14 protein-coding genes are annotated in these 14462 nt (G+C 58.3%); 10 read left to right on the top strand and 4 right to left on the bottom strand.

What is annotated here, in order from left to right; genetic code table 11:
- Positions 1–109 precede the first annotated feature (109 nt).
- The gene (locus ACQZ48_RS13975; RefSeq protein WP_077985467.1) at positions 110–1180 is read right to left on the bottom strand and encodes an MBL fold metallo-hydrolase; all 1071 of its coding nucleotides are present in this window, start codon (positions 1178–1180) and stop codon (positions 110–112) included.
- Between the two features lie 326 nt (positions 1181–1506).
- Here ACQZ48_RS13975 and ffh point away from each other — a divergent pair, with 326 nt between their 5' ends.
- The 5 genes from ffh to trmD all read left to right on the top strand — a co-directional run bounded on the left by ffh (position 1507) and on the right by trmD (position 5205).
- Entirely contained in the window at positions 1507–3078 is a 1572-nt protein-coding gene (gene ffh / locus ACQZ48_RS13970) for a signal recognition particle protein (RefSeq protein ID WP_137412297.1), read from the top strand.
- Between the two features lie 9 nt (positions 3079–3087).
- Positions 3088–3405, top strand: coding sequence for a chorismate mutase (locus ACQZ48_RS13965; RefSeq protein ID WP_077985465.1), 318 nt, complete (start codon positions 3088–3090; stop codon positions 3403–3405).
- A 33-nt stretch (positions 3406–3438) separates the two neighbouring features.
- Positions 3439–3816, top strand: coding sequence for a 30S ribosomal protein S16 (gene rpsP / locus ACQZ48_RS13960; RefSeq protein ID WP_003520510.1), 378 nt, complete (start codon positions 3439–3441; stop codon positions 3814–3816).
- 120 nt (positions 3817–3936) lie between these two features.
- A complete protein-coding gene (gene rimM, locus ACQZ48_RS13955; RefSeq protein WP_173990296.1) occupies positions 3937–4503 on the top strand; it encodes a ribosome maturation factor RimM in 567 nt (188 codons plus the stop codon).
- 3 nt (positions 4504–4506) lie between these two features.
- Positions 4507–5205 carry a tRNA (guanosine(37)-N1)-methyltransferase TrmD gene (trmD, locus tag ACQZ48_RS13950; RefSeq protein ID WP_443388630.1) on the top strand — a complete coding sequence of 233 codons (699 nt, stop codon included), beginning with the start codon at positions 4507–4509 and terminating at the stop codon, positions 5203–5205.
- Here trmD and ACQZ48_RS13945 read toward each other — a convergent pair.
- Positions 5187–5933: a sulfite exporter TauE/SafE family protein gene (locus tag ACQZ48_RS13945; RefSeq protein ID WP_077985462.1), complete on the bottom strand. Its 747-nt coding sequence runs from the start codon at positions 5931–5933 to the stop codon at positions 5187–5189. The two genes, trmD and ACQZ48_RS13945, sit on opposite strands and share 19 nt — an antisense overlap.
- A 265-nt stretch (positions 5934–6198) precedes the next feature.
- Here ACQZ48_RS13945 and rplS point away from each other — a divergent pair, with 265 nt between their 5' ends.
- The 4 genes from rplS (at position 6199) to ACQZ48_RS13925 (ending at position 11200) form a co-directional block, all read left to right on the top strand.
- Positions 6199–6738, top strand: a complete 540-nt coding sequence (rplS, locus tag ACQZ48_RS13940; protein ID WP_003520506.1) for a 50S ribosomal protein L19 — start codon at positions 6199–6201, stop codon at positions 6736–6738.
- A 299-nt stretch (positions 6739–7037) separates the two neighbouring features.
- A complete protein-coding gene (locus ACQZ48_RS13935) occupies positions 7038–8771 on the top strand; it encodes a type I secretion system permease/ATPase (RefSeq protein WP_173990301.1) in 1734 nt (577 codons plus the stop codon).
- On the top strand, positions 8764–10077 hold the full coding sequence (locus ACQZ48_RS13930) for an HlyD family type I secretion periplasmic adaptor subunit (RefSeq protein ID WP_142912945.1): 1314 nt from the start codon (positions 8764–8766) through the stop codon (positions 10075–10077). Before ACQZ48_RS13935 ends, ACQZ48_RS13930 begins: the two co-directional genes overlap by 8 nt.
- A gap of 181 nt (positions 10078–10258) precedes the next feature.
- On the top strand, positions 10259–11200 hold the full coding sequence (locus tag ACQZ48_RS13925) for a calcium-binding protein (protein WP_173990303.1): 942 nt from the start codon (positions 10259–10261) through the stop codon (positions 11198–11200).
- A 121-nt stretch (positions 11201–11321) separates the two neighbouring features.
- On the opposite strand, the gene ACQZ48_RS13920 is transcribed toward ACQZ48_RS13925, so the two are convergent.
- Together ACQZ48_RS13920 and ACQZ48_RS13915 are read right to left on the bottom strand one after the other, a co-directional pair.
- On the bottom strand, positions 11322–12599 hold the full coding sequence (locus ACQZ48_RS13920) for an MFS transporter (protein ID WP_077985458.1): 1278 nt from the start codon (positions 12597–12599) through the stop codon (positions 11322–11324).
- 54 nt (positions 12600–12653) lie between these two features.
- Positions 12654–12839 carry a hypothetical protein gene (locus tag ACQZ48_RS13915; protein WP_191217267.1) on the bottom strand — a complete coding sequence of 62 codons (186 nt, stop codon included), beginning with the start codon at positions 12837–12839 and terminating at the stop codon, positions 12654–12656.
- Positions 12840–13023: 184 nt separating this feature from the next.
- Here ACQZ48_RS13915 and leuC point away from each other — a divergent pair, with 184 nt between their 5' ends.
- On the top strand, positions 13024–14433 hold the full coding sequence (leuC, locus tag ACQZ48_RS13910; protein WP_191217209.1) for a 3-isopropylmalate dehydratase large subunit: 1410 nt from the start codon (positions 13024–13026) through the stop codon (positions 14431–14433).
- Positions 14434–14462 lie beyond the last annotated feature (29 nt).

The following is a 14462-nucleotide window of genomic DNA, read 5'->3' as shown; positions in this document are numbered from 1 at the left end:
GAAAACTGCCTGAAAACCGGGTTGCATGCGGGATTTCCCCGCGCTTTCGCCCTATATGGCGGAAAGGACGGCAAATTACCAGACTGTTGCGGCGCAAACGGGGCGCCCGTCAGTCGGAAGGCACGTCGAAAACCTCACCCGGGCGCATCGGCCGGAAACGGCTTTCCTCCACTCCCTGCTCCGTCAGCGCTGCCTTGAGGGCCACAAGCGGCGCATCCACCGCCTCATCGGTGAGTTGTACCGTACCCCAATGGTGGCCGCAGACATGCGCCGCACCGCAAAGCTTCATGCCTTCCACAGCTTCCGCCGGGTTCTGGTGCTGGCCCTTCATGAACCAGCGCGGCTCGTAAGCGCCGAAGGGCAGGTTGGCGAGGCGGAACTCGCCATGCTTCTTTCGCGCGGCGTGATAGTTGAGTCCCTCATGGAAGCCGGTATCGCCGATATGGTAAATCTTGCCGCCAGGCGTTTCGATGACGAAAGCCGCCCAGAGCGCCATCCGCCGGTCATTCAGGCCGCGCGCCGACCAGTGGTGGCAGGGCTCAAAGTGAATTTTCACCGCACTGGCATCGATCACATCGCCCCAGTCCCCCACCTCTATACGGGCCGCCTCGACACCGGTGCGGATGATGGCGTCATTGCCAAGCGGCGTGATGAAAAGCGGCTTGTGCGCCACATGCAGGCGCTTCAGCGTTTCCATATCCAGATGGTCGTAGTGATTATGCGTCACCAGCACCAGATCGATGGGCGGCAGATCCTCGAAACGGATGCCGGGCGGGTTGACCCGCTTGGGACCGGCAAAGCTGAATGGGCTCGTGCGCTGCGACCACACCGGATCGATGAGAATATTCAAACCCGCCGTCTGGATGAGAAACGAGGCATGGCCGACAAAAGTGACGCGCATGTCTTTGCCTTCGATCCGTGCTTCCGGCTTCGCGAAGGGAAAGGGGCTGGGGTAGCTTTCCGGCCATGTGGAGCGCTCGCCATTGAAGCGCCACTTCAAAAGGCCCATGAAGTTGCCGGGCGGCGTGCCGCCAGGATTGAAAAAGCGTATCCCGTCGAAATGATCGGAGATAGGGCCGCTGTAATAGGCGCTGGCGCTCGAACGGCGGGCATAAAGGCCGCCGCCTGCCAGAGCGAGCAGACCAACAGCGGAAAAACGGAAAAATTTTCGACGGTTCATGAGAAATGTATAGGTGGCGAAGAAGCAGCCTTCAAGGAGGACCCATCATGGCCTGCTGAAGATCACGCAAAGATGAAATCAGCGCTTTCGCGGCTGAATCCCGCCGCCGCCTTGACTTTTCCCGCACTTTCCTGTTTATCCCGCCCATCAGCTGGCAGTTTCACGACTCCAAGCCGCCGACCGGGACCCGAAAAGGTATAAAGAGATCCCGGAGGTCAACACCCGACAGCGCGATGCGCCCTCGGGTGCTTTTTGGCTTTGCGTCTTGTTTTTGCCAGCGAAAGCACCGACGTTTCGGAAACCCCGGAACGAAGAAGGAAGAAACGATGTTTGAAAACCTCCAGGACCGCCTTGGCTCCATTCTGAATGGACTGACCGGCCGTGGCGCGCTGACGGAAGCCGATGTTGCCGCCGCCCTGCGCGAGGTTCGCCGTGCGCTTCTGGAAGCGGACGTGGCGCTGGAAGTCGTGCGCTCCTTCACCGACAGGGTGCGTGAAAAGGCTGTTGGCGCCGCCGTCCTGAAATCCATCAAGCCCGGCCAGATGGTCGTCAAGATCGTGCATGACGAGCTGGTCGAGATGCTGGGCACCGAAGGCGTTTCCATCGACCTTCACGCCCCCGCCCCCGTTGTCATCATGATGGTGGGTCTGCAGGGTTCGGGTAAAACCACGACCACCGGCAAGATCGCCAAGCGCCTGACCGACCGCGACAAGAAGAAGGTGCTGATGGCATCTCTCGACACGCGTCGTCCGGCCGCACAGGAACAGCTGCGCCAGCTGGGCGTCCAGACCGGTGTCGACACGCTGCCTATCATCGCCGGCCAGTCGCCGACGGATATTGCCGCGCGCGCCGTGCAGGCCGCAAAGCTTGGCGGCCACGACGTTGTCATTCTCGACACCGCCGGCCGCACCCATATCGACGAACCCTTGATGCTGGAAATGGCCGACATCAAGAAGAAGTCCAACCCGCACGAAATCCTGCTGGTCGCGGATTCGCTGACCGGTCAGGACGCCGTCAATCTGGCGCGCAACTTCGATGAGCGCGTCGGCATAACCGGCCTCGTTCTTACCCGTATGGATGGTGACGGTCGCGGTGGTGCTGCCCTCTCCATGCGCGCCGTCACCGGCAAGCCGATCAAGCTCATCGGTATCGGCGAGCGCATGAACGAACTCGATGAGTTCCATCCGCGCCGTATCGCCGACCGTATTCTCGGCATGGGCGACATCGTCTCGCTGGTCGAGAAGGCCGCCGAAAACATCGATGCGGAAAAAGCCCGCGCCATGGCCGAGAAGATGGCCAAGGGCAAATTCGACCTCAACGATCTCGCCGACCAGCTTGCCCAGATGAAGAAGATGGGCGGCATGGGCGGCATCATGGGTCTTATGCCCGGCATGGCCGGCATGAAGGACAAGATGGCTTCGGCCGGCATGAACGACAAGATGTTCGACCGCCAGATCGCCATCATCTCGTCCATGACCAAGGCCGAGCGCGCCAATCCGGATATTCTGAAACACAGCCGCAAGAAGCGCATCGCCGCCGGTTCCGGCACCGATGCCGCCGAAATCAACAAGCTCCTGAAAATGCATCGCGGCATGGCCGACATGATGAAGGCCATGGGCGGCAAGGGCAAAGGCGGCATCATGAAGCAGATGATGGGCGGCCTTGCCGGCAAGATGGGCCTCGGTGGCATGATGGGCGGCGGCATGCCTGATTTGTCCAACATCGATCCGAAGCAGCTTGAAGCGCTCCAGAAGCAGGCGGAAGCCGCCGGTCTCGGCAAGCCGGGCGCGATGCCCGGTCTTGGCGGGCTACCTGGGGGATTGCCAGGTCTTGGCGGCGCAAAGCTTCCAGGTCTCGGCGGCATGCCGGGGCTTCCCGGTTTTCCGAAGAAGAAGTGAGGCACACCGGTGAACGATGTAGAGGTGAAAGCCCAGCTTTCCGAATACCGCCAGTCGATCGACAATATCGATGCCGCGCTGGTTCACATTCTTGCCGAACGGTTTCGCTGCACCAAGGCGGTGGGCGTATTGAAGGCAAAATACAGTTTGCCGCCGGCTGATCCGGCGCGCGAGGAATACCAGATCGAACGCCTTCGCCGTCTTGCGAAGGACGCCAATCTGGATCCGGATTTCGCCGAGAAGTTCCTGAACTTCATCATCAAGGAAGTCATCCGGCATCATGAAGCAATCGCCGCCGAACATGGCGGCCTCGACAAGACCGCCTGAACGGCGGACAAGCCATCCTAAGGAGTATATAACATGGCACTTAAAATTCGTCTCGCACGCGGTGGCTCCAAGAAGCGCCCGTACTACCAGATCGTCGTTGCTGACGCCCGTTCGCCCCGCGACGGCCGTTTCCTCGAGAAGGTCGGTTCCTGGAACCCGATGCTCGGCAAGGACAACCCGCAGCGCGTTGAGCTGAAGGCTGACCTCATCAAGGAATGGATCGCCAAGGGCGCACAGCCGACCGACCGCGTTCTGCGCTTCCTCGCTGAAGCCGGCCTTGCCGAGCGCGCCGCTCGCAGCAACCCGGAAAAGGCAAAGCCGGGCAAGCGCGCTCTCGAGCGTATCGCTGAAAAGAAGCAGAAGGCTGAAGATGCAGCCGCTGCTGCTGCGGAAGCCTCTGCTGCAGAATAATCTGCACGGAAACTTTTGAAGAACGGGTGGTGTGGTTTTCCATGCCGCCCGTTTTTTGTTTATTTTGGCGTCAACAAACCTTAAAGCTGACGCAACCAACACCAGAAGACGGACGGCCCGATGGCAAAGCTGGAAAACCCGATACTCATGGCAAAAATCGGCGGCGCACAGGGCCTGCGCGGCGAAGTCCGTGTCAGTACCTATACGGACGACCCCATGGCGCTGGGCGATTATGGCAATCTGGTTACCGCCGATGGTCGCGTCTTCGAGATTCTGGAATTGCGCGAGGGCAAGAATGTCGTCGTCGTCCGCTTCAGAGGCATCAACGACCGCAATGCGGCGGAGAGCTTGAACGGTCTGGAACTCTTCATCGACCGCGACAATCTGCCTGACGACGAGCTTGACGATGACGAGTTTTATTATGCCGATCTCGAAGGGCTGGAAGCCGTCGATGCGGAGGGCAGAAGTTATGGCGCCGTCAGCGCCGTCTATGATTTCGGCGCAGGTGACCTGCTGGAGCTGAAAGGTGCAGGCCGACGCCCTGCCCTCATTCCCTTTTCGGAAGCAGCCGTGCTGGAAATCGACCTCGAAGCCGGTCGCATTCTCATCGATCCGATGGCCGCCGGACTGATCGACAATCCCGATGACAAGGACGAAACCGGCGTATCGCCTTTCGGCAAGAAATAAACCATGACCTTCAAGGCTACCGTTCTGACGCTCTACCCGGAAATGTTTCCGGGACATCTCGGATATTCGCTGGCGGGCAAGGCGCTGGAGCGGGGGCAATGGTCACTGGACACCGTGCAGATCCGCGAATTTGCCACCGACAAACACAGAAGCGTCGATGACACGCCGGCAGGCGGCGGCGCCGGCATGGTGCTGAAACCCGACGTTCTGGCGGCGGCCATCGACCATGTTTCCAATGGCGATACACGCCCGCGGCTACTGATGAGCCCGCGCGGCAAGCCTCTGTCGCAAAACCGTGTGCGTGAACTGGCGGCCGGAGAGGGCGCGATTATCGTCTGCGGTCGTTTCGAGGGTGTCGACCAGCGGGTGATAGAGGCGCGCGGGCTGGAGGAAGTGTCGATCGGCGATTACATCCTCTCCGGCGGTGAGCCGGCGGCGTTGACGCTTCTTGACGCCGTCGTCCGTATCCTGCCCGGCGTTATGGGCAACGATCTTTCCGGTGTTCATGAGAGCTTCGAGGGCGGACTGCTGGAACATCCGCATTATACCCGCCCGCAGGTCTGGGAAGGCCGTGACATCCCCGCCATTCTCACTTCCGGCAACCACGCCGTCATCGACAGGTGGCGTCATGAACAGGCGCTGAAGCTGACGCAGGAAAGACGTCCGGACCTTCTGGTAAAGGCTCAGGCCGAAACGAAATAATAGGCCGTCAGCACCAGCCCGACGGCGATCACCAGCCAGCGGATGATCCATTGCGGCACCCGCCGTGCCGTATGCACGCCCGCATAGCCGCCAAGTGCGGCCGCGGGGAACATGATGAGCGCCGCCCACCAGGAAACGACGCCGCCGCTGACGAAGATCGCGATTGCGATAACGGCGATCACGACTGACAAGAGGTTTTTCAGCGCATTCAGATGATGATAGCTGCCTCCCGAGGTTATTCCGAGAATGGCCAGCATCATGATGCCCATGCCAGCGCCAAAAAAACCGCCATAGACGGAAGCGAGTCCCTGGAAAATGAGGCTCGGCAGATTGCCGGGCGAACGTTCGACGCTCGCTTTTGGCCTCAGCCACGGGCCGGCAGCGAAAACGGCGGTTGCAGCGAGAAGTAGCCATGGCACAAGCTGGCGGAAGGAAGGATTGTCGAGCGACAAAAGCAGAAGCGATCCGGCCAACCCGCCAACGACTGAAACGGCAGACAGAAGGATTGCCTCGCGCCAATGGGCGCGAATTTCAGGCCCATAGGCGATGACAGAGGTGACGTAGCCCGGAAACTGCACGATGGCTGACGTGGCGTTGGCGACGATCGGCGGCAGGCCGGCCAGCGTCATCGCGCCGAAGGTCAAAAAAGTGCCGCCACCGGCAATGGCATTAACGACACCCGACAGAAAGCCGGTGGCGAACAGCATGAGAATAACGAATACGGACATAGCCCCTCCCAAGGTTCCCATGCCATATCCGCCAGCGCGCTGCTTCGCAACTGCCGGAACGCGGCGCGTAATTGATAAAATATTGTCATGAAAGGGATGACAAACGGCGCTGCCTCGTGTATGTGCCCGCGTGGAAATGGGAAATATCCCAACCGAAAGCAAAGAATGGCGAACCCGCTCCTGCCGCAAGGCATGGTCTGAAGGCATTGACCGACAGACGAACCGTTGAGCGCTCTGGCTGTTTCAGAAGAAATCAGAGGTTAACATGACCAATATCATTCAGCAGCTGGAAGCCGAACAGGCCGCCAAGATCGAAGCAAAGCGCACCCTGCCCGAGTTTTCTCCGGGCGACACCCTGCGCGTCAACGTGCGCGTTACCGAAGGTAACCGTACCCGCGTACAGGCTTACGAAGGCGTTTGCATCGCCCGTTCCGGCGGCGGTCTTTCCGAAAGCTTCACCGTTCGCAAGATTTCCTACGGCGAAGGCGTCGAGCGCGTATTCCCGATCTACTCCCCGCTGGTCGAAGGCGTTGAAGTCGTTCGCCGCGGTAAGGTTCGCCGCGCGAAACTCTACTACCTGCGCGACCGTCGCGGTAAAGCTGCCCGTATCGTTGAAAACACCGGTACGCGCGCCCGCAAGCTGAACGAGTCCGAGCGTCAGGCGCTTGCCGACGAGAAGGCGCGTCTGGAAGCCGAAAAGGTAGCAGCAGCTCAGGCTCTCGCCGCAGAAAAGGCAGCAGCCGAAGCCGCAGAAGCCAAGGCAGCGGAAGAAGCAGCAAAGGCTGCTGAAACCGCAGCGGAATAAGATTTCCATTTCGATGGATTGATCAAAAGGCGGCCTTCGGGCCGCCTTTTTTGTTGCGCTGATGTAGCGCAACAAGCCATGCGAGGAAAATGCCGCTTGAAAGCCGCGTTTGGCAAGCATTGGCTGGCCAGAGAGAATACCGACGTTCTTTCAGTCATTTGCTTCGCCGAAAGATCCGGCAGATTTCGACCGGCAACAAATGCTGACCTGATTTCCCGCAAAACTGTTTTAGCCAATCTTCGAACAGCATTGCCTAATTGCATTTATTGTGCAATTTTCTAGCCGTTTCAGGTGTTATTATGTTTTTATTTAATTCTTTTTTAACAAAAAATAAGTCCGCTTTTTTCGCCGTTGGTCTCGCCAGCGCGTTGATGAATGTTCTTAATCTTTCCGGCTCGCTTTTCATGCTGGAAGTTTACGACCGCATTTTGCCAAGCAAGAGCATTCCATCCCTTGTGGCGCTGGTCGTTCTCCTGATCGTTCTCTACGCGTTTCTGATGGGGTTCGACGCGCTGCGAGGACGCATATTGTCGCGCATCTCGGACAATATGGACGACGCGCTCAATCAGAAGCTTTTCAGGGCGTCAATCACTGCCCCGCTCCTTGCCTCGGGGAAGATCGATGGGCTGCAGATCGTCGGCGATCTCGATCAGATCCGCCAGTTTCTCTCCGGGCCAGGTCCGGCGGCTTTTTTCGATATTCCCTGGCTGCCCATCTATCTGCTGATCTGTTTCGCCCTGCATCCATGGATCGGGTTTGCTGTGCTCGGTGGCGCCTTGGTTCTTATCGTACTGACGCTTCTGACTAATTGGTTGACCGAAAGGGCGACAAAACAGGCTTATACTGCACGAGGCCAAAGAAACGTCCTCGTCGGCAGCAGCCAGCGCAACATTGAATCCATCAAGACCATGGGCATGATGGGGGCGGTGACATCCATGTGGGACGAGCTACATTCCAGATATCGCGCCGTCACCCTGTCGACATCCGATACGGCCGGCATGCTCGGCGCCATGTCGCGAACATTCCGGCTGCTGCTGCAATCCGGCGTCATGGCGATCGGCGCCGTTCTTGTCATCGACGGCAATGCATCGGCGGGCAGTATCATCGCAGGGTCGATCCTCTCCGCAAAGGCGCTCGGCCCTGTCGAACATGCGATTGCGAACTGGCGCAGCTTCATGACCGCAAGACAGGGCTGGAAACGCGTCAACGAGTTCCTGGAATTGGTGCCCGAACCCTCGCCGCCGCTCTCCCTGCCCCGCCCGCAATATACCGTAGCGGTTGACCGTGTAACCGGTGGACCGCCAAACGGCGCGCGCGATACGGTTGCCGATATTTCCTTCACGCTGAACGCGGGCGATGGTCTCGGCATCATCGGCCCAAGCGCCTCCGGCAAATCCACGTTGGCACGCTTGATGACCGGCATCTGGCCCTATGAACGCGGTTCCGTCCGCTTCGATGGGGCCGCGCTCAACCAGTGGGATTTCGAGTTTCTCGGCAAATCCGTCGGCTACATGCCCCAGCAGGTGGAGCTGATGCCCGGGACTGTGGCGCAGAATATTGCGCGCTTCGACCGCGATGCGACAGCGGAAGCGGTTGTCGCCGCGGCCAAGGCCGCACAGGTGCATGAGCTGATCCTGAACCTGCCCAACGGTTACGATACCTATATTGGCGACCGTGGCGAGGCTTTATCGGGCGGACAAAAACAGCGCATCGGCCTTGCCCGCGCCCTGTTTGGCGAGCCTTTTTTCGTTCTTCTCGATGAGCCGAACTCCAATCTGGACAGCGAAGGCGAAGCGGCCCTGCGCAACGCCATTGGCGACATCAGGGCGCGCGGCGGCATCGTCGTCGTGATTGCCCATCGCCCCAGCGCCATTGAAAGCGTCAATCTGGTGATGGTGATGAGCAACGGTCGGATGCTGCGTTTTGGCACGAAGGAGGAGGTGCTCGCGCAAATACTGCGGCAGAATATCCGCCAGGTGCCTGAGGAGGAAGAGACGCGCAAGATTGAAAACCGGGTGAGCGAAAATGGTTGAGACGGAAAAAACCGGCAGGACAAATGCCTCCATTCTCAAACACTCGACCGCGGTGGTCGTTCTGGCGCTCGGCCTGTTGGTCGGATTGGGCGGGTGGGCTGCTTTTGCAAAGCTTGCCGGTGCGGTGGTCGCCACTGGCCGGGTCGTCGTTGAAGGCAATTCCAAAAAGATCCAGCATCTTTCCGGTGGCATCGTCAGCGAGATAAATGTCGCCGAAGGTGACAGGGTTGAAGCCGGTCAGATCCTGTTGCGGCTGAGCGCGACCGTCGTGCAGGCGAACCTCTCGATCGTTGAAAATACGCTTGCGCAACTCTACGCGCGACGGGCTCGTCTGCGTGCGGAAATTGCCGAGGCGACGTCTTTCACCGTGCAGGAAGATCTGGCGGCCCTGACGAGTTCCAAGGCGGCCAAAACCTTTATCGACAGCGAACAGAACCTCTTCAACAGCCGTCGCAACGCCTTGATCGGCATGAAGAAGCAGCTGGCAACTCGCAAGGATCAGCTCGCCGACGAGGCTCGCGGCCTCGAGGTGCAGGTGCAGGCAACGGACAATGAGCTTACCATCGTCAAAGAAGATGTTTCCAAGACGGACGAGCTCTTCAAAAAAGGGCTTGTCACGCTTCAGCGCCTCAATCTCCTCAAGCGCCAGCTTTCCAATCTCGAAGGCCAGCAGGGCCAATACATCGCCGCCCGGGCACAGACGGTGGGCAAGCTGAGCGAATTGGACCTGCAATTGCTTCAGCTCGATGAAGACCGGAAATCGGAAGTCACGAAAGATCTGACATCGATCGAAGCGACCGTCGCGGAATATGAAGAGAGGCTGGCGGCAACGCGCGATCAGCTGGATCGCCTTGACATCCGCTCACCGATCGCCGGCCGCGTCTACCAGCTTTCAGTGCATAATATAAACGGTGTCATTCAACCGGGCGAAGTGCTGATGCTGGTGGTGCCTGAGCAGGATGAGCTTGCCATCGAGGCCAATATAACCCCACGGGACATCGATCAGATTTACGTCGGACAGCCGGTTACCATTCGTTTCACGGCGTTCAATCAAAGCACGACGCCGGATTTCAGCGCGCAAGTTGCTGTCGTCGCCCCCGACCTGCAGATGGATTCCCGGACCGGCACATCTTATTACGCGCTGCGTATCAAACCCGACAAGGCCGGAATGGGTCATCTGCCCGGCGGGAAACTATATCCCGGCATGCCGGCCGAAGTATTCATACAAACCAGCGAAAGGAGTGTTCTTTCTTATTTTGTAAAACCGTTCCAGGACAGGCTCAAAAAGACCTTCGTACAGGAATAAACAGTTTCCATTGCATAATTTTTCGAAAGGAATTTTCGCAACACGCTAAAGACGCACTTTATTCAAAAAAACAATTTCTTATATTGTATTATCATTTTTTACGTATTAAATATTACCCGCAATATTTATTACAAATTTAATTTCAATTCATCGATTTCTCAAAAATTTATGGGAGTGTAAAATGGCGTTAAAAGTAACTTTTGGTAATGGTGGCGCTGCTTCGGTCTCTTCGCTCACCAATCTGGTCGATCAGGAAGCTTATAAGCTCCTAACCGAATCCACAGCACAGGTCAAAAACGGTTCTTCGCTCGACTCCGGCGTGGTCAATGTCGGCGCGGTGTCCGTTCCCGGCACCGGCGCGGGCGGCACGGTCGATGTCGGCTATGATCCCAGCTCTAACAGCTTCAAATTTGACGTGTCTTCGGCATGGAATTCGGTAAAAAACGCTCTCGCCCAGTCCGACACTTCTGAAAACCTTATCTTCAAGGATTTCGTTCAGGTCGATGTTCATCTCGGCGGCACCGGTTCGTCCAACGTTGAAGTTCTCAATGCCAAGCGTGGCAACATCTCGACCGGCGAAGGCAATGACACTGTCACCGTCTCTGTCATTTCGAACGACAAGGCTTGGGTAAACGCCTTCAACATCGACACGGGCGCGGGCAACGACACCATCGTGGTCAAGGCGGGCACGGCATTCGATGGCGGCGTTGCTGCCGGTACCAATGTCGTGAACGGTGGCGCTGGCGTCACCGACGGCAGCTTCACCTCCGTCAAGATCGACGCCGGCGCAGGCAACGACTCTATCGACCTGAGTGGCGTAAACCTCGCCTCCTCGCTGGTAGCCGGCGGTAAGGGCATCGACCACATAAAGGCAAGCGGTGGCGCCGATACCTTCGTCTTCAATCTCGGCGACATGGCCAAGAGCTTTGCGACCGACACTATCGAAGGCTTCAACACGGCCATGGACAAGCTCAAGCTGGTCGGTACGGTACTCGACAACTGGGCGGTGTCGACGATCGATAATGACACCATCCTCACCTACAACGTCACTGGCGAGCACAAGGGCGAAAAGATCGTTGTCGCCGGTGTCCACCTGACCGGTAGCGACTGGTTCACCGCGTAATTCTCTCGAAGAGAATTCATTATTTGCCGCTTAAAATGATCGTGGCCCGGAGACATCCGGGCCACGATTTTTTGCATATGCGGCGATCGGCAACTGCTTCAGATGTCGCAATATTCCAAAATCAGGCCGCTTTGACCTGATTGCCCATTCTGCGCGTTGCGATGATGACCAGCACGCCTGCTAGCGCCAGGCAAAAGGCAAGGAAGAACATCGGCGCAATGGTGCTGCCGGTCTCATCCTTGATCCAGGGCACCACGTTCTGCGCCACGAAGCCACCCAGATTGCCGACGGAATTGATCGCGGCGATGCCGGCGGCCGCACCTGCTCCCTTGAGGAAGCGGCCGGGCAGGCTCCAGAACACCGGCTGGCCGGCAAAGATGCCGGCAGCGGCGATGCAGAGGAAGGCGAACTGCAGCACCGGGTCACTGAGCAAGGCCGACATCAACAGGCAAAAGGCGCCAATGAAGGCGGGGGCGACGATATAGGGCGTCTTGTTCTTTGCCTTGTCGGCTGCCAAAGGCACGACGAACAGGGCAACGGCAACGATCACCCAAGGGATGATGTTGATGAAGCCATTGGCGGTGTTGGAAACGCCGAAGCTCTTCACGATGGTCGGAAGCCAGTAGCTGAGACCATAAGCGGCCAGCGGGAATCCGACATAGCAAAGCGCCATGAACAGAACGCGCGGATTGACCAGCGCCTTGAAGCCATCCTCTGCATGCTCCTCCATGCCCTTGTTCTCTTGGGCCAGCCGGTTCTTCAACCAGTCCTTTTCATCCCGGCTCAGGAACTTCGCCTTTTCGGGTGTATCGTCCAGATAAAAGAAGGTGACGATACCCGCGATCACCGCCGGAATACCGGTCGCGAGAAACACCCATTCCCATCCGGCATAGCCGAGGAAACCATCCAGATCGAGCAGCATGCCGCCGAGCGGCGCGCCGATGGCATTGGCAAGCGCGCTGAAAATCATGAACAGGCCGATCATACGGCCGCGATAATCGCGCGGGAACCAGAGCGTCATCAGGAACAATACACCCGGGAAGAAGCCCGCCTCGCAGAGTCCGAGCAGGAAGCGCAGGATGTAGAACATCGTGGCGTTCTGCGTGTAGGCAAGGGCGATGGTGACGGCGCCCCAGGAAACCAGAATGCGGGCAAACCATTTGCTGGCGCCGAAACGGTTGAGGAACAAGTTGCTCGGCACTTCGAAGATGAAGTAACCGATGAAGAACAGCGATGCGCCAAGGCCGTAGGCATATTCGCTAAGGCTCAGCGCATCGACCATCTGCAGCTTTGCGAAGCTGACATTCTGGCGGTCGATATAGGCAATGAGATAGAGAAGGCCAAGAAACGGCATCAGCCGCCAGGTGATCTTCGAGATAAGGGCTTTTTCGGATACCATATGCTTTCCCTCCCTTCGATTTCTCGTCGAAACGCAAATGATAAGGGAACCCATCTATATGTGCGCCGCAAAATAGGCAAGTTGCATTGCATCATAACCATTGAAGATCCCCTGCAAGACAAGACTGTTGAGGCCATTCAGCAATGATGCAGCGCACATGGAAAATGCCAAGCCGTCGCGTCCCGTGCTCTGCGCATTCATGTTGCCGTTAAACCGGCGATCTGCTATGAAGGCTGCCATGGGATCTAAATTCGGATGTCTCGCGCAGAATGTTTATGTGCTGCAGGACCACAAGCGTCTGCCGGCACGGTTCTTTGCGCGTGTTTCCGGGGCGCTCACCAGCCGACTTAGGCTCGCCTGACAGCACCGCTGTCCACGCCATTCTGAACCCTGGTTACACTTTTCCATGACAAGGCATAGAGCCATGAGCGCACCCCGCACCTTATATGACAAGATCTGGGACGACCACGTCGTCAATCGCGACCCAGACGGAACCTGTCTTCTCTACATCGACCGTCACCTCGTCCATGAGGTGACGAGCCCGCAGGCCTTCGAAGGCCTGCGCATGGCCGGTCGCCCCGTGCATTCGCCTACCCGCACGCTGGCCGTTGTGGACCACAACGTTCCGACCACGGCCGACAGGCTGGAAGGCATCAAGAACGAGGAAAGCCGCATTCAGGTGGAAGCGCTTGCGCAGAACGCCAAGGATTTCGGCGTCGAATATTATTCCGAGCGCGACAAGCGCCAGGGCATTGTCCATATCGTCGGCCCCGAACAAGGTTTCACCCTGCCCGGCATGACGATCGTCTGCGGCGACAGCCACACCTCGACCCACGGCGCCTTTGGCGCACTGGCGCATGGCATCGGCACCTCGGAAGTGGAGCATGTTCTGGCGACGCAGACGCTGATCCAGAAGAAAGCCAAGAACATGCTGGTGCGTGTCGACGGTAAAGTTCCTGATGGCGTTACCGCCAAGGACATCATCCTCGCCATTATCGGGGAGATCGGCACGGCGGGTGGCACCGGCCACGTGATCGAATTTGCCGGCGAGGCGATCCGCTCGCTCTCCATGGAAGGCCGCATGACGGTCTGTAACATGACCATTGAGGGCGGCGCGCGTGCGGGTCTTATCGCACCGGATGAAACCACCTTCGATTACATCAAGGACAGGCCGCGCTCGCCGAAGGGTGAAACGCTGGAACAGGCCATCGCCTATTGGAAAACGCTGAAATCCGACGAAGGCGCTCATTACGACAAGGTCGTGGTACTGGATGCGGCCAACCTGCCGCCCATCGTCTCCTGGGGTTCGTCCCCGGAAGATGTGACCTCCGTTGAAGGTATTGTTCCCAATCCCGACGACATCGAGGAAGAAAACAAGCGCGCCTCCAAGTGGCGTGCGCTTGAGTATATGGGCCTGAAGCCCGGCACGCGCATCACCGATATCGCCATCGACCGCGTCTTCATCGGCTCCTGCACCAATGGCCGCATCGAGGATTTGCGCGCGGCGGCGAAGATCGTTGACGGCCGTAAAGTCGCTCCCACCGTTTCGGCCATGATCGTGCCGGGCTCCGGTCTCGTGAAGGAACAGGCGGAACAGGAAGGTCTGGACAAGATTTTCCTCGAAGCCGGTTTCGAATGGCGCGAACCGGGCTGCTCCATGTGCCTTGCCATGAATGATGACCGCCTGAAACCCGGCGAACGCTGCGCCTCCACCTCGAACCGCAATTTCGAGGGCCGTCAGGGCTATAAGAGCCGCACTCACCTTGTCTCGCCAGCTATGGCGGCAGCGGCCGCAATCGCCGGTCATTTCGTCGACGTGCGTGAGTGGCAATGATTGCCGCATGATGGCTTGAACAGCAAACC

It is taken from the genome of Agrobacterium sp. 22-209-1 (assembly GCF_053522485.1).
This window is presented reverse-complemented; position numbering and strand designations above follow the sequence as displayed.